This is a genomic window from Aeribacillus sp. FSL k6-2211 (genome assembly GCF_037966125.1).
In the GTDB taxonomy this organism is placed as follows: Bacteria; Bacillota; Bacilli; order Bacillales; family Aeribacillaceae; genus Aeribacillus; species Aeribacillus composti.
The window spans coordinates 1884986-1906007 of the sequence record NZ_CP150190.1; the positions used below are offsets into that span (position 1 = coordinate 1884986).

General features: G+C 39.7%; 16 protein-coding genes and 1 pseudogene. 13 read left to right on the plus strand and 4 right to left on the minus strand.

Annotated features, from left to right (window positions below; translation table 11 throughout):
• Positions 1-37 precede the first annotated feature (37 nt).
• The 10 genes from NSU19_RS09140 to NSU19_RS09185 all read left to right on the plus strand — a co-directional run bounded on the left by NSU19_RS09140 (position 38) and on the right by NSU19_RS09185 (position 9982).
• Positions 38-1657 (plus strand): methyl-accepting chemotaxis protein, encoded by a 1620-nt coding sequence (locus NSU19_RS09140; protein ID WP_339199833.1) that lies wholly within the window; start codon positions 38-40, stop codon positions 1655-1657.
• A 53-nt stretch (positions 1658-1710) separates the two neighbouring features.
• A complete protein-coding gene (locus NSU19_RS09145; protein ID WP_063389567.1) occupies positions 1711-2028 on the plus strand; it encodes an STAS domain-containing protein in 318 nt (105 codons plus the stop codon).
• Between the two features lie 68 nt (positions 2029-2096).
• Positions 2097-2867 carry a PP2C family protein-serine/threonine phosphatase gene (locus NSU19_RS09150; RefSeq protein WP_339199996.1) on the plus strand — a complete coding sequence of 257 codons (771 nt, stop codon included), beginning with the start codon at positions 2097-2099 and terminating at the stop codon, positions 2865-2867.
• A gap of 426 nt (positions 2868-3293) precedes the next feature.
• The gene (locus tag NSU19_RS09155) at positions 3294-3938 is read left to right on the plus strand and encodes an HlyD family efflux transporter periplasmic adaptor subunit (protein ID WP_063389565.1); all 645 of its coding nucleotides are present in this window, start codon (positions 3294-3296) and stop codon (positions 3936-3938) included.
• Positions 3939-3973: 35 nt separating this feature from the next.
• The gene (locus NSU19_RS09160; RefSeq protein WP_066246652.1) at positions 3974-5656 is read left to right on the plus strand and encodes a DHA2 family efflux MFS transporter permease subunit; all 1683 of its coding nucleotides are present in this window, start codon (positions 3974-3976) and stop codon (positions 5654-5656) included.
• A 79-nt stretch (positions 5657-5735) separates the two neighbouring features.
• A complete protein-coding gene (locus tag NSU19_RS09165; RefSeq protein ID WP_082829330.1) occupies positions 5736-6152 on the plus strand; it encodes a MarR family transcriptional regulator in 417 nt (138 codons plus the stop codon).
• A gap of 202 nt (positions 6153-6354) precedes the next feature.
• Entirely contained in the window at positions 6355-7275 is a 921-nt protein-coding gene (locus NSU19_RS09170) for a hypothetical protein (protein WP_094245712.1), read from the plus strand.
• A gap of 262 nt (positions 7276-7537) precedes the next feature.
• Entirely contained in the window at positions 7538-8191 is a 654-nt protein-coding gene (locus tag NSU19_RS09175; RefSeq protein WP_063389562.1) for an MOSC domain-containing protein, read from the plus strand.
• 371 nt (positions 8192-8562) lie between these two features.
• Entirely contained in the window at positions 8563-9138 is a 576-nt protein-coding gene (locus tag NSU19_RS09180) for an RNA polymerase sigma factor (RefSeq protein WP_339199836.1), read from the plus strand.
• A complete protein-coding gene (locus tag NSU19_RS09185) occupies positions 9110-9982 on the plus strand; it encodes a hypothetical protein (RefSeq protein ID WP_066246656.1) in 873 nt (290 codons plus the stop codon). Before NSU19_RS09180 ends, NSU19_RS09185 begins: the two co-directional genes overlap by 29 nt.
• 84 nt (positions 9983-10066) lie before the next feature.
• Here the strand turns inward: NSU19_RS09185 and prpB are convergent, their stop codons facing one another.
• The 3 genes from prpB to mmgD all read right to left on the minus strand — a co-directional run bounded on the left by prpB (position 10067) and on the right by mmgD (position 13958).
• The gene (gene prpB / locus NSU19_RS09190) at positions 10067-10972 is read right to left on the minus strand and encodes a methylisocitrate lyase (protein WP_339199838.1); all 906 of its coding nucleotides are present in this window, start codon (positions 10970-10972) and stop codon (positions 10067-10069) included.
• A gap of 403 nt (positions 10973-11375) precedes the next feature.
• Positions 11376-12824: a bifunctional 2-methylcitrate dehydratase/aconitate hydratase gene (locus NSU19_RS09195; protein WP_066246660.1), complete on the minus strand. Its 1449-nt coding sequence runs from the start codon at positions 12822-12824 to the stop codon at positions 11376-11378.
• A gap of 24 nt (positions 12825-12848) precedes the next feature.
• On the minus strand, positions 12849-13958 hold the full coding sequence (mmgD, locus tag NSU19_RS09200) for a citrate synthase (RefSeq protein ID WP_063389557.1): 1110 nt from the start codon (positions 13956-13958) through the stop codon (positions 12849-12851).
• Between the two features lie 513 nt (positions 13959-14471).
• Between mmgD and ppx the strand changes: the two genes are divergently transcribed.
• From ppx to NSU19_RS09215, 3 genes and pseudogenes are all read left to right on the plus strand, one after another.
• A complete protein-coding gene (gene ppx, locus NSU19_RS09205; protein WP_165381924.1) occupies positions 14472-16004 on the plus strand; it encodes an exopolyphosphatase in 1533 nt (510 codons plus the stop codon).
• A 33-nt stretch (positions 16005-16037) separates the two neighbouring features.
• Positions 16038-18148, plus strand: a pseudogene (locus NSU19_RS09210) (RNA degradosome polyphosphate kinase).
• A gap of 181 nt (positions 18149-18329) precedes the next feature.
• Positions 18330-19277 (plus strand): aldo/keto reductase family protein, encoded by a 948-nt coding sequence (locus tag NSU19_RS09215; protein WP_339199842.1) that lies wholly within the window; start codon positions 18330-18332, stop codon positions 19275-19277.
• A gap of 141 nt (positions 19278-19418) precedes the next feature.
• Here NSU19_RS09215 and NSU19_RS09220 read toward each other — a convergent pair whose 3' ends face one another.
• Positions 19419-20951 carry an FAD-dependent oxidoreductase gene (locus NSU19_RS09220; RefSeq protein WP_066246668.1) on the minus strand — a complete coding sequence of 511 codons (1533 nt, stop codon included), beginning with the start codon at positions 20949-20951 and terminating at the stop codon, positions 19419-19421.
• Between the last annotated feature and the right edge of the window lie 71 nt (positions 20952-21022).

Consider the following 21022-nt stretch of genomic DNA (forward strand, 5'->3'; position numbering starts at 1 on the left):
ATCAAGTACTTGATCCTTTCGTTCGGAGTGAATGCGGATGAATTTCTTAAAGAATAAAACGATCATTGGTCAAATTATTACAATGATTGCGCTTATTCCGATTATTATTTGTTCTATTTTCATCTTTATTTTTGTCAGGCAGATGGAGAAAGAATTTGATCATTTTCATAGAAATGATGTGTTACGAACAGCAAACATTTTAAAAAGCGCGATTGAAATCAGCGAAAATTCCAAAAAAACGGTTGAACGTTTAATTGACGAAAAGCTGCATTTAATTTCAAAAGAGATTGCAAAAGAATTGCGCGGGAAAACGATCGAGGAAGTGACTCAGCAAGATTTAATTGCATTGCGCAATAAATATGATGTGTACAATATTTCTTTATTGGTAAGAAGAAATGATGATATAATCATTGCCCAATCTTCAGACCCAAATGAAATTGGTTTAAGCACAAAAGAGTGGGGGTATTGGTATGATGCTTTTCAACAACTGATGTCAGGTAAGCCTGTAACAGTAGGGAAAGGTTATTATCAAGAACATTATTGGGTTGGTCCGATCTCCAAATCAGACTGGGAAAACAAATATTTTAAATATGCCTATTATTATGACGGAACAACTGAATTTATGATTAATCCGTATATTCTTGATTCTGAAATTTATCATGCAACGAAGCATTCGGATCCTGAAGCGCTTATTCATTCCATTTTAAAATTTAAAGAAAGTGAAATCGAAGAAATTGCGGTTATAAATGCCAATGTACTGCTTCGGAGCGAAAATCGAGATATTATTGAACCGGAAAGAGATGCGCCGATATTATATGGAAAAAATTCATATAAGCATGAAAAAGATCATTTTTATATTCAAAAAGTTCTGAAAGAAAATCAAATGGAGTCAGTGAAACTGGGGGAAAACTATCGGAAATATTATCTGCCAATTCCAAATGACAGGGTTATTACGATTGTCACCGACTTAAGCGCTGGCACAAAGTTTTTTCATAATATCATTTTTTTGTTTGTCCTGTCATTTGTTGCTGCCTTTGTCATTATATTTTTCGTTTTGCAGGTCATTACGAAAAAATATTTAACTCCGATCCCTACTATTCACCGTTATATTAATAAAATTGCAGCAGGCGATTTGACCGAAGAAATTCATGTCGATCAGAAAAATGAATTCGGTGATATTGCTGCCCATTTAAATGAAATGACTAACCGCATCAGCCAATTAATTGTCGATATTAAAAACGATATTGAAACATTAAGGCTCGTTTCAAACGTTTTATCAGAGACAGTGCACTCTTACTTTCATGTCATGGACGAAGTTTCAACAACCATGACAAAGGAATCGCGGGAAATTTTTCACGAAATAGAATTAGAGGTGAAAGAAATGCGACAAAACTATGAAAATATCAATCAACAATTTGAAAAACTAAAAGAAGCGAATCATCTTGAATTCCATCATGTCTCTAATTTTATTATTCAATCAAGTCATCAACTCATAAAACTGAATGATTTGATGAAACAAAATGTCAAAAAAGTTACGGAAATGAATTTATCTTCTTTTGATGCGATACAGCAATTGAATGAAATTATTATTCAATTAGACAACCTTTCAAAGGATTTAGAAAATAAAATAAATAAATTTAAAGTTCAAGAATCATGAAACACATAAAGGTGAAAATGAATTGCTCAGTTTTTCTGCTAAGGAGGGTATGTATGGGTCTTACGGTTCAAAAGGAAATTCAAGATCAAAGCCTCACATTATACATTAAAGGAGTTTTAGATATTTCAACGGCTCATGTGTTTCATGCACATTTTAATGAAATCGGCAATTTTCAAGTATTGACGATTGATTTTAGCTATTTGGAATTCATTGATTCATCCGGAATTGGTGAAATCATCGATTTAATTTATTTATCTCAAGAAAAAAACATAAAATTAGTTTTTAAAGGTATGAATGATTTCACAAACCATTTATTTGAAACAGTTGGATTATACGAAATTTTAAAATCGATTCAAGGGGAGGTTGTTTGATGCAAAGAGACTTTTTAACGTATCAGCAATCTTCCTATACGATAGAAGATGTTAAGAGAAAGGAACAAATGCTGCAAAGGGAAATAAACTTGGCACGGACGATACAAACAACGTTGTTGAACGGGCATGCTCCATCGATCGAAGGGGGAGAGGTATTTGGCTATTCTATACCTGCCCGATTAATTGGCGGGGATTATTACGACTTTTATCCGCTTGTCAACGGAAAAGTGCGCATCGTTATTGGGGATGTGATGGGAAAAGGGATTCCTGCTGCGATGCTCATGATCTTAACGCGCGGCGCCTTTCGGACAGCCGCTGAAAGCACGCAAAGCCCCGGAAAGACGCTGACTTCAATGAACAAAGCGTTATACAATGATTTGAGAAAGTTAAAATCTTTTGTTACCGTTTTCTGTGCCGATTGGGATCCGCTGTCGGGAACGTTTACATATGCAAATGCCGGCCATCATCTTCCGCTGATTATAAGAGGCGATGCGGTACATGAGCTTCCAAAAGTGAAAGGGCTTATGATTGGCGGTCTTCCTAATCAAATTTACCATGAAGAATCGATCCAATTATTTGAACATGATTCAATTTTCTTTTATACAGACGGAATCATTGAGGCGCAGAATAAACGCGGCGAGCAATTTACATTGGCACGGCTGATCGAAACGTTAAAACAAAATCAGGATAAAAATGCTGGGGAGATTGAAAAAAAAGTGCTGGAATCGATTCATAAATTTACAGAAGGCGTTCCGCAAAAAGATGATATGACTATGGTATTCTTAAAAGTAGGGAAACAAAAAGTCGATATTTCAAGTTTAAATTCGCCTGTCATGTAACGTTTATTTGAAAACGTGATTGTTTGGAGGAATTGAAATAAAAAATTTTACACTAGTTGGGAAAATAAATCTTGGGCTGGGAATCGCTTTTATCATAGCTGCTCTTTTCCTATTCATGCAGCATTTTTACAATGTGATTTATTTAAACCGTTTTCTTTTTGAGATTTCGTTCGTTTGTCTTGGACTTTCATGAATGTTTTCAGCAGCTTTTTATCAAAAATCGAATGGAACATGATTATGCTTTTTGGACAAAATGACCCAAACAGCCCATTGTACTGTCTGGGTCATTTTTATATATATATTTCGGTACACGAAAAACATTGACTCGGATAAACGATTGTCATATGATAAATAATGCAGTTTATAAATATTTCACAAAATGAAATATTTATTTAATGAATATTTTTTTTGTAAGGGGGATAAAAAATGAATGTGAAAAAGTTGGTCATATTAAATATTGTTGTTCTCGTTGTTTTGGTTTTAGGAGGTTTTGCCGGATTCTATTATTACAATGAGTCGGTCAACTATATTAAAACAGATTACGCAAAAGTGGACGGACAGCAATTAGTGATCGCCGCCCCTGCTTCCGGAGTCTTGACAAAATTTGATGGAAAGGTTGGAGCACAATTTCAGAAAGATAAAGTCATTGGAAAATTAGCCGTACCTGGGGAGGATGAACCTGTCAGCATTCAAATGCCCCAGTCCGGAACGATTGTCCAAACAAATGCGGTAGAAAATTCATTTGTGGCAGCTGGTACCCCTTTGGCATATGCATATGATTTCGATCATTTATGGATCACTGCCAATATTAAAGAAACCATTATTGGGGATGTAAAAGTTGGTCAAGATGTTGATATTTACATCGACGGGTACAGCGAGTCTAAACTTTCGGGAAAAGTAGAGCAAATCGGAAAAGCAACAGCTAGCGTCTTCTCATTGCTTCCAAGTGAAAATGCGGACGCAAACTATACGAAAGTAACACAGGTGATTCCTGTGAAAATATCTATTGCGGATGCAAAAGGGCTAGGAATTATGCCGGGAATGAATGCAAAAGTACGCATCCATAAATAAATGATTTAACCATATAAACTGAAGGAGGTGGAAGCATGCCGTTTATCATCAGTTATACGTTTTTCACTCTGATTGTGCTGATCGTCATGAATGTTTTCCTTGTCAGAAAGAAAAACTGGCATACAAAAAAAGAGGAAGCACTTGATAAGGAAGTGCCGGTTGGAAAAGTGCTGTTCGTTTTAATGTTTGGAATGTTCATTGCGATTTTGAACCAAACAATTTTAAATGTAGCGCTTCCGGTCATGATGACGGATTTAAATGTCAATGCGACAACAGCACAATGGCTGATGACAGGCTTTATGCTTGCAAACGGAATTTTAATACCGATCAGCGCATTTTTAGTTGAAAATTTCGGTTTTCGCAAGCTGTTTATTACAGCGATGATCTCGTTTACAATTGGATCGCTCGTTTGTGCCGTATCAGCAACATTTCCATTGGTGATGATTGGCAGAATTATTCAGGCGATTGGTGCAGGAATTTTAATGCCGCTTGGCATGAACATTTTTTTGACTGTTTTTCCTCCTGAAAAAAGAGGAACAGCCATGGGGACGATGGGGATTGCCATGATTCTGGCTCCTGCAATTGGTCCGACACTCTCAGGATGGGTTGTGCAAAATTATGATTGGCATTTTTTGTTCTACGCGATGGCTTTGATCGGTTTAATTGATATCTTTTTCGCCTTTATTTGGTTCCGTTTAGAAAAAGAATTAACTCGCCCGACGTTTGATATCCAAGGGATTGTTTATTCAAGTATTGGATTCGGCGGCATTTTATACGGGTTTAGCGAGGCTGGAAGCAAAGGATGGTCAAGCGCGGAAGTTATCATCAGCTTAATGGTCGGAGTTGTTTTTTTAATTTTCTTTGCCGTAAGACAATTGAATGTGGAAAAACCTCTGCTTGAACTAAGAGTATTTAAGTACAACCTCTTTACGTTCACATTAATTATCAACTCGATTGTTACTATGGCATTATTTGGAGGAATGCTGCTTCTCCCGATTTATTTACAAAATATTCGCGGTTTTACACCGATTGAATCGGGTTTATTATTGCTTCCAGGAGCAATGATCATGGGATTAATGGGGCCGATAGCAGGAAAAATTTTCGATCGATATGGTGTAAGAGGATTAGCAATTGTCGGTTTGGCCATTACAACATATGGAACATATGAATTCACGCAGCTGACGGCCGATACGCCCTACACAACCTTATTAGGAATATATATGCTGCGGTCTTTCGGAATGTCATTGATCATGATGCCGATCATGACTGCCGGTATGAATCAGCTGCCATTAAAGATGATTTCCCATGGAACAGCCATGTCGAATACGATACGCCAAGTGGCTGGATCTATTGGAACCGCATTATTAGTAACGGTTATGACACAGCAATCAACAAATCATTTATCAGATTATACGAATCTTGTGTCAAAAACTGATCCAATGTTGATGAATCAGCTGCAAGCACTTGGCAGCAGTATGGCTCAATCAGCCGGACTTTCTGCACATGCTGGTCAAACTATTGGTGCTCAGGCACTTTTAGGGCAGGCATTGCAGCAATCAACCATCGAAGGGATCAACGATGCATTTTACATTGCGACCGTTTTGGCATTCATCGCGCTAGTTCTTTCCTTTTTCTTAAAAACACCAAAGAAAACGCTCCAGGAAAGCTCGTTCGAAGCAGCAAAAGTTAAAACCGAAGCATCTTCCCAAGAGTTATAAACAAAGATATAATGAATGAAACGGGGATGTCCGGCAGAGGACACCCTTTATATATGTGAAAGGAAGGGAAAGTAATATTATGAATCCGACATCCTCCTCCATGACGGAATTAGAGAACGAATTTATAAGGATTTTTCGTGATTTGCGAAATTTTTATACAATGGGGAAAAAATATGGCTTGTCAAGAAATGAATTTTTTATTATGAAGTTTTTGCTGAAAAACGGCCCTCAAAAACTATCTACCATTTCCCAAGAATCTGATATATCTCCCAGTTTCCTCACAGGTATTACTGATCAGCTAATCGAAAAAGGCTACATCGAACGGAATAGATCAAAGAAGGACCGCCGAATTGTCCAAATCTCTTTAACAAAAAAAGGAGAAGAAACCATCATAGCGGTTCAACAGGACTTGATTCAATATATGCGTTCCAAATTCAACGCATTTACAGAAGAAGAAATTCAAGATTTAATTCGACTTTTGCGGAAAATACCATAATATCGTCCGTGGTATTCAAAATCAGTAGTGCCTGACTTTGTGATTTTAGTCAAAAAGAGACGAGCTTGTTTTAAAAAGGTGCACTTTTTCAGAGATGATCCATTGACAAGACGGGGAAATTTGTGTATTCAATGTCAAAACGGGTCATGCTGCCTGTTTGACGTGGAGTAGAATCTTAACGGCTGCAAAGGGGGAAAAGAAAATGTGCAAAATTACGATCATTGGCGGAGCAGGAACTCTTGGAGCCGCCATCGCTTTCAAATTAGCAGGGAAAAAAGCGATCGATGAAATTTGTCTCATCGATCAAAATGAAAAGCTGCTGCTCAATCATTTAATGGATATGGAAAATGCTTATCCGTCCAAAACGATTTATAAAGGGACTTTTCACGATTTAAAGCACTCTAATATCGTCATCATTACGGCAGGCATCCCAAACCGAACCGATATTTCTTCTAGAGATGAGTTTTTAGAAGGAAACTTGCAATTGTTTCGTCAAATCGGAGAAGCCGTCGCAAAACATGCCCCAAACGCTTTGATTATCACCGCTTCCAATCCAGTCGATGTTCTGAATTACTATTTAGTTCATACGTTTCAATTTGATAAGAAAAAATTAATCGGATACACCATGAATGACTCCTACAGGTTTGAATGGGCGCTTCGCCGAGTTCTAAAGCTACACGAGAATGATAAAGTATCAAGCCCTGTTATAGGTGAGCACGGAGAAACACAAGTTCCGCTTTTCAGCCAAGTCAAAGTAAACTATAAGCCGCTGCTTTTATCAGAAGATCAGAAAATTCAAGTTAAAGAAAAGCTGACAAATTGGTTTCGAAACTTCAATGACCTAGGCATAAACCGAACAACCGGGTGGACGTCTGCCGTCGGTATGGAAAGGCTGATTGATCAGCTGCTTCAACCAAAAACGTCGACAGCAATCGGTTCTGCGGTATTAAACGGAGAATATGACGTTTCTGGCATTAGTTTAGGTGTACCTCTAACAGTGAATCATACAGGCATCCAAAGCATCCTTGAATGGGAAATCGAACAAAAGGAAAAAGAGTTATTTCAACAATCTGCTGAAAAAGTGAAGCGTCTCATTAACGAGTTTATTATGAATAAAAAATAGACAAAATGGAAGTTTCTTCAAAAAGAGCGCATCTATCTAGTAGACAATAAAAAAGCTCACTATAAACTATGCTAGTTTTTGTTTTGTTGTTCCCAATTCAGCTTTTTAACCATTTTAGGAGGTTACAGCACTGGAATAGATTTTTTTATCCTGTATGATTTTTTGAAAATCATACAAACTGCAGACTTGCCGCTTAACGATAATCTATTGCTGCTCCCAAACGAAGTTGGAAGATCTTAAAGAATTAATGGAGTTGATCAAAATGGAAGCAAAAACTTATGAAATTATTTCTATAAATGTAGGAAAACCGAAAAATTTCATATATAACGGCAAAGAATTCGTCACTGGAATTCAAAAGCAGCCTGTTGATGGACCGGTTTTTTTGTCATTTCTTAATTTTTCAGGCGATGGTCAGGCAGATCTTGTTCATCATGGCGGTAGAGATAAAGCGGTATGCGTTTATCCGTATGATCATTATGCCTATTGGGAGCATGAGCTTGAAAGAAAGCTGGATGTGGTGGCATTTGGTGAAAATTTGACAGTAAAAGGCTTGTTGGAAACAGAAGTTTGCATCGGTGATACGTTCCAATTAGGGGAAGCGGTTGTGCAAGTTAGCCAGCCTCGGCAGCCATGCCATAAGATTGCCAAAAAGCACAGGGTGAATGACTTGCCGCTTCGTGTTCAAAATACTGGTTATACCGGTTTTTATTTTCGGGTGCTGAAAGAAGGCTGGGTGGAGACACAATCAAGCTTGCAGCTCATTGAAAAACATCCGCTAAACATAACGGTTTCTTTTGCGAATCAAATCATGTTTCATGATAAAACAAATAAAGAAGGAATTGAACAAATTCTTCGTGTGGACGAACTATCGGAAAGCTTTCGGGATTCATTGATGAAACGCTTACAATCCATTTAGGAACATCTACCAAAAGAAGGGGTTGGAAAATCGGCTTGTATATAAATTAGAAATGCAAGAGAGATCATTAAAATTTCAATGATCGTTGTTTTTAGATTACTATTTTCAAAGGTTGAGCTTCTGTGGAGAAAGCGTCTTACATTTCAGCTACTTCCCATATAATAAGCCAACGATCCACTGATGCAGGGCAGATCGTTGGCTTATTTTACAAAACTTTGCCATCTAAAAAGCTCCAAAATTTGAGTTCTTGCTTTTTGTGAGAAAATGGGAATTCCTCCAATCTATTTCTGCAACTAGAATCTGATGATTCGATACTTTTTCTCCAGCATTTCGTCTAATTGATTGTACGAGAAAGAGAGGTGCACCTCGGCATGCGAGATGAAGATTTGGTTCAAAAGGCTTTAGAGGGGGACGATTCAGCCTTCCGTGAGCTTCATGACCGCTACATTGGCCAAGTGCTCCGCTATGCATATATGCAGACGGGGGATTATCATCGGTCAGAAGAAATTGCTCAAGATGTCATGTATAAAATGGCGGTTCATTTAGCGAACTTTCAAGGAAGATCAAGCTTTAAAACTTGGCTGTTTACAATTGGAAGGCGGGTTGTTATCGATTACCATCGCAAGTATAAAAAAGAAAATAACACAGTCTATTTAAGCCCTGAGGACTTAGGGCATAAACAGGATAAACATTTAGTAGAACAAAATATTCTGGAATATTCGCTCAGAGAACAGATCATAGCCAGTATGGAAAAATTGTCCCCGGATGAAAAGACGGTCCTTTATTTAAGATTTTTTGAAGGAATGTCTATAAAAGAAACAGCCAAGGTAATGTCGAAAACGGTTATGGCGGTTAAATCGCTGCAAACAAGGGCTAAAAAGAAATTGTCAGCCCATTTAAAAAGCGAGGTGAATGATCATGAAAAAACAACTCGTACCGCCGAATAGCGAAAAGCGTGAAGAGTCAATAAAACAGCTTTTTCATCACTTTTATATAGAACCGACAGATGAATTTAAAGAAAAAAGTTTTCAAAAAGCTTTAGCCGGAATTGAATTAGCTAGAAATAAAGAGAGAAGGAAAAAAGCCGCTAGCAAGCTTCAGCTTGTATTCTCATTTGCGGCCGCAGCAGCTGTATGCATCCTTCTAATGATTTTTCCTCCTTTTCAAACAAATGAGACGAAAGAAGGCGGCCAGCATTCAGATCAACAAAGCATACTAATGTCTCCCCAACAATCTCAAAATGCAGAAAAGGAAGAAGAAAAAGGAGATATCAACCGACCTGAATCGATCGAAATGACAATTTCATTGGAAGGAATGGAAGAAAAGGAGCTGTATCACCTCGTAAACATAAAGCAACTACCTTTTACCACATATATTCCGGATCGTTGGCAGGCAGAATATATTGAAGAAAAAAATTTGATCGGAGCAAAGCTGATAGCGGTGAATGAAAAATATGGGGAAGTTGATGTCATGTTTTTTCCAAAAGGGACATCTTTAGGAGAGGCGGAAAATTACATTACAGATGAATTGCTGGGAAATGTTTCTTATAAAGTTTTATCAGCGGAAGAAGAAGAGAAAAGAAATATACCTGATTGGTCTCTCCGTTCCTTTCATTATGAAAATGTAGAGCAGACGAGAACGGGCGAGATTTATTTAAGCGAGCATAACAGACAGTACTTTTATATACAGAGAGAGTTTGCTAATGAAGCATTGGAAGGATGGGGTTCAAGAACAACAACGATTTTGGAGCAATGGGAATGGAAGGACACGAAAAAAGGATTGTGGGATTAAAAAGTTTTATGAATCAGAAATGTGAGCAGCTACTATTTTTTCCGGTAAATACTTTTTCATCCACGGGGCAAACCCCGTGGATGGTTAATCTTCAGGCAATACTGTTTTTACAATCGTTTGGTCGAGCGCTTCGAAATCATCGTAATGAATCACTTCATAAAGTTCCTTGCGAGTTTGCATATTCTCGAGCTCGCTTTTTTGAGTTCCAGACGATTTAATGGTTTGGAATAGGCGTTCATACGCTTTAGCGGCGGCGCGAAGAGATGAAACAGGATAAATCACCATTGAATAGCCGAGTTCCGAAAATTCTTCTGCTGTATAGTAAGGAGTTTTTCCAAACTCTGTCATGTTTGCGAGAAGAGGAGCTGAAATTGCCCGGCTCACCTTTAAAAAGTCTTCTTTTGTTGAAAGAGCCTCAGGAAAAATAGCGTCTGCTCCCGCTTCAACATATCTTTTGGCGCGTTCAATGGCGCTTTCAATTCCTTCAACTGCATAGGCATCCGTTCTGGCAACAACGACAAGAGTCGGCGCTGCCTGTTTAATAGCTTTAATTTTTTGCATCATCTCCTCTACAGACACAAGCTTTTTGCCGTTTAAATGTCCGCATTTTTTCGGAAGATCTTGATCTTCGATTTGGACAGCAGCTACTCGTGCTTCTGCCATTTCTTTAGCTGTTCGGGCGGCATTCAAAACACCGCCGAAACCGGTATCAATGTCAACGAGAAGCGGCAGATCAGCCGCCCGCACGATTTCCCGCGCCCGGCGGGCAACCTCTTCTGACGAGACGATGCCCAAGTCAGGAAGCCCTTGGCTCGCGGTATAGGCGGCGCCTGACAAATAAAGCGCTTGAAATCCTGCTTTTCTCGCTATAAGTGCAGCCATTCCATCATGGGCTCCAGGAATTTGAAGGATTTCCGGTGCGTTCATTAACGTTCGAAACCGATCGGCCAACTCCTCTTGTGTCGATTCTTTTTCAACGATCCAAACCATGGAATCACCTTCTTTTCTGTCATTTCATCTTAGCTTTACAGAACCATTAATTACGTTTCTAGAGGCAAGCCGCGTTTTTCATTAAACGAGCGCTGCCCTCGTCAAGTCTACTCGAGGGTGCCGCCCTGTATCCACGCTTCGCTTACGGTCTGTTTTGTACCCTGATCTTTTGTCTGTTAACTTCCGTCATTTGGTACAAAATCGATTCTTTCGTTCTTTTTGACTGCCCAAAAAATTTTCGCTTTACAGAACATTTTTCGGTGTGGCCGATTGCCACACCAGCTCGATATAGTTATCTCAAATGTTCTTACAAGGTTTATAACATGTTTTTTCTTGCCAAACAATGAAATTGCGCCAAAGTAACATGCATCTGATGCAAAACAACGTGTGATCTGCCCCGGATTTATATAACAAATAAGTTTACAAACTCATGTACAAACGTCTCTTCCAGCACGTTCTGGTCAAGCGAAACGTCTAAGATTTGCTTGAGCTGCTTGTTTGGGAACCGTGTTGCCAAATTGTTTTCATATTTTTGGATCAGCTTAGGCAGACCTTCTTGACGGCGGAATCTGTGGCCGATTGGATATTCCCGCACAACTTGGCGCGTTTCCGTTCCGTCTTTAAACCGTATTTGAACTGCGTTGGCAATTGACCGTTTGTCCGGATCGAGATAATCTTTGCTGAACTGTTTATTTTCCACAACTGTCATTTTTTCACGAAGCGCATCGATTCTCGGGTCTTGTGCGATTTCATCTTCGTAATGATCCGCTGTTAAATCGCCATAAATAAGACCGATGGCAGTAATATATTGAAGGCAATGATCACGATCAGCCGGGTTGAGAAGAGGTCCCGTTTTGTCGATGATGCGAATGGCTGATTCATGCGTCGTGATCGTGATTTCTTCGATCTCATCAAGGCGATCTTTTACTTCAGGATGAAGCTCAATGGCGCATTCAGCAGCTGTTTGCCCATGAAACTCTGCTGGATATGATATTTTAAATAAAATATTCTCGATTACATATGATTCCAAAGGACGGGCGAGCTTCAGTTTCTGTCCTCGGAACAGCACGTCTTCAAATCCCCAGTTCGGAGCCGATAGGGCAGAAGGATATCCCATTTCACCTTTTATGGCCATAAATGCAAGACGTACAGCGCGGCTTGTTGCATCGCCAGCCGCCCACGACTTGCGAGAACCAGTATTTGGAGCATGTCGATATGTCCGAAGACTTGAATTGTCAATCCAGGCATTGGAAAGGGCGTTGATGATTTCATCTTTTCCGCCGCCAAGAAGCTTCGTAACGACAGCAGTTGAAGCAACCTTTACGAACAGCACGTGGTCAAGCCCGACTCTGTTCAGGCTGTTTTCAAGTGCCAGCACCCCTTGAATTTCGTGGGCTTTTATGATCGCTTCAAGAACTGTCCTCATATTGAGCGGCTTTTTCCCTTCTGCCACATTCGTTCGGCTTATGTAGTCGGCCGCAGCTAAAATTCCCCCCAAGTTATCAGAAGGGTGACCCCATTCCGCTGCAAGCCAAGTGTCATTATAATCGAGCCAGCGAATCATGCAGCCGATGTTAAATGCACCGTGCACGGGGTCTAATACATATGAAGTGCCAGGGACGCGGCACCCGTTTGGAACAACCGTCCCCGGAACGATCGGACCTAAAAGCTTTGTGCATTCAGGGTAGCGAAGAGCAAGTATGCCGCAGCCCAGCGTGTCTAACAACACATAGCGGGCGGTTTCAAACGCTTCTTTACTTTGAATTTCTTTATTTAGAACATAATCGGCAATTTCTTCAAGCAGTTTGTCTGTTTGTCGATTTTCATTATTTTTTACTAGTACTTCTGCCATTTTTACAACCTCCTAAGCTATCCATTACTGTTGTACTTTCAAAGAGCGTTTTCCTGTATATTTCACGCGAGGACGGAACAAACGGTTGTTATTATGCTGTTCGATCACATGGGCGCACAGGCCTGCTGTTCGAGCGCTGAAGAAAATAGGAGTATATAAATCAATCGGAATGCCAAGCATGTAATAGACAGGAGCCGCATAATAATCGAGGTTCGGATACAATCCTTTTTCCTCTCTCATAATGGTTTCCCCGGCTTCGCATATTTCAAGCAATCGAAAATCGCCCCGTTGTTCGGACAGCTGCTGCAATGCTTTTTTCATAAGCAATGCTCTTGGATCCATTTTTTTCATATAGACGCGATGGCCAAATCCCATGATCCGCTCTTTATTTGCTAATTTTTGTTTAATCAATCGTTCAAAATTTTCCTTTGTACCTGCTTCTTCAATTAAATACATCACCGCTTCATTGGCTCCGCCATGCAGGTGTCCTTTCAAAGAGGAAACCGCACCGGCGAGAGCACCATACAAATCTGCATGTGTAGACGATATGACGCGAGCGGCAAATGTAGAGTTTGGCATTTCATGTTCGATATAAGCGATGAGCGAGCGGTCGAATATTTTCGTTTCAAGTTCAGTTGGTTTTTTTCCTGTAATCATATATAAAAAATTTGCACTGTAGGAGAGATTTTCATCTGGTGGAATGACTTCTTGTTGATTGAGTAGATGATAACTGCTGGCAAGAATGGATGGCATCTGTCCTAGAAGATTGATAGATTTCGTTTTATTGGCCTGTTCAGATCTGTCATCAATGAGCGGGTCAAATCCTGCTAAAATGGAAATGCCTGTTCTCAGGGCGTCCATTGGATGAGTTGTCTTCGGCAGTTTGGAAAATACGTCGTAAAGCACGTCTGGAAGCTCTCTTTTCGCTAGAAGCTCGTTTTCAAATCTAGCTCTTTCTTGTTCAGACGGAAGCTTGCCTTCAAGCAGCAAAAACGCAACCTCGACATATGATTTTGTTTCGGCAAGTTCAATTAAATCGTATCCTCGAATGACAATTTCTTCATTTTCTACATCGAGAAACGAAATCGTTGTCTCAGCTGCCACTACGTTTTCTAATCCTGGTCTAAACTCCATCAAATATACCTCCTTCAAAAGTTTTTGAAAACGCTTTACTATTGATGCAAACAGGGAAAAATGAATATCGGGATGATCGATCGCTTTCACAAATTTTGTTATTGGGCAATTGCTGAGACAATAACATTGTTCATTTCTTAAAGCCTATTCATTTCTCCCAAATCTCAAAGCGATCTTGCTATAATTGACCGCCTCTCCTTGTCGAAGCTTAAATGGTTAGGAAACCATTTTTTTACTTCTGGAACAAATATAGCACATTTTTAAAAAAAAGAAAATGAATCTTCGGAATTTTCGTTTTTGTAAAACGACAGCTTTCACAAAATTCATTTGAAGAACTGACTTTAAAAATGGAAGTCAGCTTCCAGCAATCGGCGGCTTTGCGGTTTTAATGTCTTTTGGATGTTGACTGCTTATTTATATCTATTCAAATCTTTTAAATAGACTGGAAAAATAGTACGATATAAGTAAAAATAACATACTTTCTTCATTGGATTTCATAAAAGGATGGGAAAAATGACAGAGAAAAAAATCGGCATAATAGATTTAGGATCGAACTCCATTCGCCTCGTTATTTTTCATATTGATCAAAATGGACAATATAAAGAGCTTTACAATTTTAAGATCAATGCCCGTTTAGCTACGTATATTGACGCCGAAGGAAATTTGTCCAACGAGGGGATCGAGGTTGTCATCGATTCTTTAAAAAAATTTGTTCCAATCGTTCAATTTCATCAAGTGGCAGAAACGAAAGGGGTTGCAACGGCAGCTATTAGATCTGCCAAAAACCGAAAAATGGTCTTAGAGGCTATAAAAAGAGAGACGAATTTCGATTTTCGCGTCCTTTCCGGCCAAGAAGAAGCCTATTACGGCTACTTAGCTGTTATACATTCCGTATATTTAACTGAAGGCATAACCATTGATATAGGCGGAGCAAGCACGGAAGTTGCGTATTTTAAAAATCGGGAGCTCGTCCATTCATACAGTTTTCCGTTTGGGGCCCTCACATTAAAGAAAAGGTTTATTGCCAACAGCGAACCGAAAGAATCGGAAATGAAAGAGCTGACAGCGTTTTTGCGAAATGAATTTTCTTCGCAAAAATGGCTTAAAAACAAAAATGTTCCGGTAATCGGGATAGGCGGCAGCGCCAGAAATCTAATACGGCTTCATCAAAATAAAACCAATTACCCGTTATTTGGTATTCATCAATATGAAATGGAACCGAATGAAATTAAAAAAATAAATCAATGGCTGATCGGAATGACTGTCTCGGAGCGTCAAAAATTAGATGGACTGTCGAAGGAACGCGCGGATATCATCATTCCTGCAATTGAAGCAATTTATACGCTGACGGAAATCGTATCAGCTCCATTTTTTACAATGAGCAGCAAAGGCTTAAGGGAAGGGGTCTTTTTTGAGGAGGTGTTTTCCAACTTAAACGTCCGGTCTTTTTCTCAAGTAGCGGACGAAACATTTTCCAAGCTGGCAAGTGATTATAAAATCAACTTGAAGAATACATCATTTCTCCTTCGTCTTGCTTACGTATTTGTCAGTGAATGTGAGGCAAAGAAAATTATATCTTTTACTCAAGAGGAAAAAGAAATTTTGTTTAAAAGCACAAAGCTGGTTCAATTCGGGGAATTTATTGATCATCATTCAAGCAGTCAGCATACGTTTTATATTTTGACAAATCGATCGCTTGACGGAATCAGTCATAAAATGCGGTTGAAACTCGCATGCGTCGCTTCCTTTAAGTCCAAAAAAACTTTGATGAAATATATCTCTCCTTACAAATCATTATTAACGGAAGAAGAAATTTTATCGCTGGAGCGATTAGGCGCGATTTTGAAATTCCTTTATTCCCTCAACACGACACACCGTTGCATCATTTCCGAGCTGGAGGTGAACAAAAAGGAGGGGGAAAAGATGGAAATATCTTTAGCCTGCAACAGTGATTATACTTTTGAAGAGCAGGAAGCAAATAAGCAAAAAAAGCATATGGAACGCGCTTTTAACTGCCAAGTCGAATTATCATTTACACTCGTCTAATGGACATACGAAAGGTAAAAGGTGGGCGAAATTATGCAAGATAAGAAAGAACAATTGATTCCAGATATAAGCCGTCCAGAATTTTATAATAACCGGGAATTAAGCTGGCTTGCATTTAATGAGCGTGTCATGCAAGAGGCCATTGACTTTGAAAATCCTTTGCTTGAGCGGATGAAGTTTTTAGCTATATTCAGCTCGAACTTAGATGAGTTCTTCATGGTGAGGGTTGCTGGTTTAAAAGATCAAGAAAAAGCTGGTTTTAATTTACCGGAAAATAAAGCCGGCATGACGCCAAAGCAGCAGCTTAACTCCATTTCGGCGAAATGCCACACATTGGTCGAACGCCAATATGCAATATTTAATGAATATGTACAGGGGGAATTAAAAGAGGAAGGGATTGAATTTCTCAAGCTTAATGAATTAACTGGCGAACAATTCCGCTTTTTGGAACAAAAGTTTGATGAGCAAATTTTCCCGGTTTTGACGCCTCTTGCGATCGATGCGTACAGACCGTTTCCAATGCTTTTAAATAAATCGTTGAACTTGGCCGTATTGCTTCAATATAAGAAAAAAGAGCGGAAAAACCCTTTTTTTGCGATCGTTCAAGTTCCTGCTGTTTTGCCTCGATTCATTGAAGTGCCGAATCAAGATGGAAAGAGGCAGTTTGTATTTCTTGAGGATTTGATCAGCAGTTTTATTTACAAACTGTTTCTCGGTTACAACATCATTTCGGTCTCACCGTTTCGCATTACGAGAAATGCAGATCTGACCATTGATGAAGAAGGGGCGCGGGATTTGCTGGAAGTGATTGAGAAGGAGCTGAAAAAGCGGAAGTGGGGTGCGGCGGTCAGGCTTGAAATTCAAAAAGGAACGATAGATGAACGTGTTTTAAATTATTTAATGGATGTGCTGGAAATTCAAAAAATGGATGTTTATGAAGTGGACGGCCCGATCGATTTAACGTTTTTATTTCCATTTTATACCCATTTGCTGACCGATTTTGAGCACCTTGTTCATGATTCGTTCATTCCACCACCCCCGCTCGACTTGCCGAACGGAAATTTGTTCTAAGCTATATTAAAACGGGACTTATTATTACACCATCCGTACGAATCCTTTCAGCCTGTTGTTGAATTTATTGAAAGTGCAGCGGATGACCCTCAAGTGTTGGCAATCAAGCAGACGCTGTATCGTGTAAGCGGAAATTCGCCGATCGTTCAAGCATTGGCAAAAGCTGCGGAAAACGGGAAGCAGGTGACGGTTTTAGTTGAATTAAAGGCAAGATTTGATGAAGAGAACAACATCCATTGGGCAAAAATGCTTGAACAGCACGGAGTTCACGTTATTTACGGCTTTCACCATTTAAAAACGCACAGCAAAATTACCCTTGTCGTCCGGCAGGAAGAAGGAACGGGTAAAATTCAACGCTTCGTTCATCTGAGCACGGGAAATTACAATGACGTCACGGCGAAACTGTATACGGATATCGGCTTTTTTACAAGCGAAGAAACATTTGGGATCGATGCAACCAACTTTTTTAATTATTTGAGCGGTTATGCGGAAAAACCGGATTGGAATCATTTTTCTGTATCGCCATATGATATGCGGGAGACCTTTATCAAACTCATCAATCAAGAAATCGAATGGCACCAGAAAAGCGGCAAAGGCCGGATTATTGCCAAAATGAATTCTTTAACAGATAAAACGATCATCATGAAGCTTTATGAAGCTTCGCAGGCTGGAGTCAAAATTGACTTGATCGTAAGGGGAATTTGCTGTTTGCGACCGCAAATAAAAGGCGTGAGCGAAAACATTCAAGTGCGAAGTATCGTTGGCCGCTTTTTGGAGCATAGCCGTATTTTTTACTTTCACCATTTTGGGAGGAGAAAATTTTCTTATCCTCTGCTGACTGGATGACAAGAAACATGATTAAACGTGTTGAAATTCTTTTTCCGATTTATGATGTCCGTTTAAAAGAGCGTTTGAAAAACATCTTGGACATACAACTTAAGGACAACGTCAAAGCGCGTTTTCAGGACGCAAACGGCGATTATCATTATGTTGAACGGTCGGAAAACGAGCCAGTCATTAACTCGCAAAAAATTTTTTATGAAGAAGTGGTTCGCTACCATGACGCTGACTGATCGGCAGCGCAAGTTTTATGAAAACTAGAGAACTTTTTCACATGCGGAAATGATCATATCCGATTAAAATAATAGATTTTTGTCCCCTTCAAACAAATTGCTTTCAGACTCGAAATGTTTAGTATTATAATGAGTCTTGAATGAATTTTTTTGCTATTTTTTGAAAAAAGGGGATGAATAAATGAAATATCGCAAATTGGGAAGAACGGGGCTAAAGGTTAGCGAAATCAGTTTGGGAAGCTGGCTTACATACGGAAACTCCATCGAAAAAGAAACGGCCATTCGGACGATTGACAAAGCGTATGAGCTAGGCATCAATTCATTTGATACAGCGAACGTTTATGCAACTGGGGAAGCGGAAAAGGTCGTCGGTGAAGCATTGCGGAAATATCCGCGTGAATCATATGTTTTGGCAACGAAAGTATTTTGGCCGATGGGAGATGGCCCCAATGACAAAGGCTTATCGCGGAAGCATGTGTTTGAACAGCTCCATGCCAGTTTAAAACGCCTTCAATTAGATTACGTTGACATTTATTACTGCCACCGCTATGATCCGGAAACACCGGTCGATGAAACGCTGCGCACAATTGATGATCTTGTCCGGCAAGGAAAAGTGTTATATGTCGGCGTCAGTGAATGGACTGCTCAGCAAATACAAGAAGCTCTTGGCACAGCAGATCGATATTTGCTGGACCGCATCGTTGTCAACCAGCCGCAATATAATATGCTGAACCGTTATATTGAGAAGGAGATTATTCCAGTCTGCGAACAAAACGGTATTAGCCAAATTGTTTTTTCGCCGCTTGCACAAGGTGTTCTGACGGGGAAATATAAGCGCAATGGAGACATCCCGGAAGGAAGCCGTGCGAGTGATCCAAAAGCAAATAAATATATCAATGATTTGCTGACAGATGAAAATTTATTGAAGGTAGAAAAATTAGGAAAAGTGGCGGATAAATTAGGAATTAAACTTTCCCAATTGGCGATTGCTTGGGTAATGCGGCAGCCGAATGTTGCCAGCGCTCTGATCGGATCCACCAAGCCGGAGCAAGTCGAAGAAAACGTCAAAGCAATTGATGTGGAATTAACGGAAGATGTGCTCGAGGAAATTGAGCAAATCCTGTCGTAGTTTTCCTTAAGGCAGAATGCAGACTTGTTCATTTTGATTGAAGAACAGACGTTTCAATAAAAAAGGGGAGAAAGGATTGTTTTTGCTCAACAAGTCTTTCTCCCTTTTATTTTTCATTTTTTGGACTTGGAAGCGATGCAGTCACCCCTTTAATTTCTTAATTGATTTGAGTGCCGGACCTTCTACAACATCGCCGTCTATTGAAAATCTCGAACCATGGCATGGACAATCCCATGTTTTCTCGCCGCTGTTCCATTCTAATTCACAGCCTAAATGGGTGCAGGTAGTATCTACGATGTGGAGGCTGCCATTTTCATCTTTGTAGGCACCGGCTCTTTTTCCGTTATAGGAAACGACTGCTCCTTCATCAGGGGCTAAATCTTCCGGCTTTCTTAGAGCAAACTCAAGCTTTCCTTCAATCAAATGCTTTGCAACATCTGTATTTGTTGAAATAAACTGCTTCACGCTTGGATCTGCTTGAAATCTTGCTGGGGTAAAAAGCTCGCGATATCGGTTTTCCTTCCCTTTAATTATATCGACAAGCAGTCGTGCGGCGGCTGTGCCGTTTGTCATTCCCCATTTTCGAAACCCTGTCGCAAACAGGATATTTGCTTTCTGTTCGTTTATATGTCCAATATAAGGAATTTTATCCAACGTTGTTAAGTCTTGAGTAGACCATCGGTAAGGAATTTTTTGTATGCCGAATGCTTGATCGCCAAAAGCTTGAAGGGACTCGTAATGCTGAATCATCGGGATTCCTTGTCCAGTTTTATGATTTTCACCTGCGATCAGCACAAGCTTTTCTCCATTGATCGTGACGGACCGAAGCGACCGAACCGGATTTTCGGCGCTGATGTACATGCCGCCGGGATACTCAATTTTTGTTTTGACAGCAATAATATACGATCTTTCCGCATACATTCTTGAAAAATAAAAGGCGGCATCATAGAAAGGAAAATGCGAACAAATGAATACATAGTTGCACAAAATGTGATAACCGTCTTTTGTCAAAATTTTCGGGTGTGGGCCATGTTTTATATCGACAGCTGCTGTATTCTCATAGATGTCTATCCCTTTTTCCGACGCGTTTTCCACAAGCTTTTGCAAATATTTTAACGGATGAAATTGGGCTTGATTTTTCATCACAACTGCTGTTTTTGCCTGTACGGGAACAGGGATGTTTTCCACAAGCTCTCCTTGAATTCCAAGCTTTTCATATGCTTTATATTCGTTTTCGATTTTTTTTATGTATTGCTCTGAATTCGTATAAACATATGCATCCTCTTCTTTCCAATCGCATTCGATGTTGTGCTCCTGTATCGTTTGTTTGATAAACTCCATCGCATCGCTGGCTGCTTCATAATATAGCTTTGCATTACTTTCCCCAAAGTGCTGTATAAATTCATCATAAATCAGCCCGTGTTGTGCGGTGACTTTTGCGGTTGTATGCCCGGTCGTACCATTTAAAATACGATCCGATTCGATCAGCGCGGTTTTGATTCCTTCTTTCGCAAGCAGATAGGCGCTTGTGATGCCTGTGATCCCGCCGCCTACAATCGCTACATCAACAAAAATATCTTTGTCAAGCTTGTTGAAGGAGGGCAGCTGAACAGAATCTGGCCAAAACGGTTTCGAAAGCTTAGGAAGTTCATTTTTACTAACGGCTTCTTTCATAAAAAAGTTCCTCCTATTAGAACTGATGATGCTTTTATCTTTTCCTAATATTTGGGTTGTTATGTGCATCT

Coding starts and splice junctions, on each gene's coding strand:
- NSU19_RS09220 (WP_066246668.1), bottom strand. CDS start 20,951: ATGAAAGAAGCCGTTAGTAAAAATGAACTTCCTAAGCTTTCGAAACCG.
- ppx (WP_165381924.1), top strand. CDS start 14,472: ATGACAGAGAAAAAAATCGGCATAATAGATTTAGGATCGAACTCCATT.
- NSU19_RS09155 (WP_063389565.1), top strand. CDS start 3,294: ATGAATGTGAAAAAGTTGGTCATATTAAATATTGTTGTTCTCGTTGTT.
- NSU19_RS09175 (WP_063389562.1), top strand. CDS start 7,538: ATGGAAGCAAAAACTTATGAAATTATTTCTATAAATGTAGGAAAACCG.
- NSU19_RS09195 (WP_066246660.1), bottom strand. CDS start 12,824: ATGGCAGAAGTACTAGTAAAAAATAATGAAAATCGACAAACAGACAAA.
- NSU19_RS09145 (WP_063389567.1), top strand. CDS start 1,711: ATGGGTCTTACGGTTCAAAAGGAAATTCAAGATCAAAGCCTCACATTA.
- NSU19_RS09165 (WP_082829330.1), top strand. CDS start 5,736: ATGAATCCGACATCCTCCTCCATGACGGAATTAGAGAACGAATTTATA.
- prpB (WP_339199838.1), bottom strand. CDS start 10,972: ATGGTTTGGATCGTTGAAAAAGAATCGACACAAGAGGAGTTGGCCGAT.
- NSU19_RS09185 (WP_066246656.1), top strand. CDS start 9,110: ATGAAAAAACAACTCGTACCGCCGAATAGCGAAAAGCGTGAAGAGTCA.
- NSU19_RS09215 (WP_339199842.1), top strand. CDS start 18,330: ATGAAATATCGCAAATTGGGAAGAACGGGGCTAAAGGTTAGCGAAATC.
- NSU19_RS09170 (WP_094245712.1), top strand. CDS start 6,355: ATGTGCAAAATTACGATCATTGGCGGAGCAGGAACTCTTGGAGCCGCC.
- NSU19_RS09180 (WP_339199836.1), top strand. CDS start 8,563: ATGCGAGATGAAGATTTGGTTCAAAAGGCTTTAGAGGGGGACGATTCA.
- NSU19_RS09160 (WP_066246652.1), top strand. CDS start 3,974: ATGCCGTTTATCATCAGTTATACGTTTTTCACTCTGATTGTGCTGATC.
- NSU19_RS09140 (WP_339199833.1), top strand. CDS start 38: ATGAATTTCTTAAAGAATAAAACGATCATTGGTCAAATTATTACAATG.
- mmgD (WP_063389557.1), bottom strand. CDS start 13,958: ATGGAGTTTAGACCAGGATTAGAAAACGTAGTGGCAGCTGAGACAACG.
- NSU19_RS09150 (WP_339199996.1), top strand. CDS start 2,097: ATGCTGCAAAGGGAAATAAACTTGGCACGGACGATACAAACAACGTTG.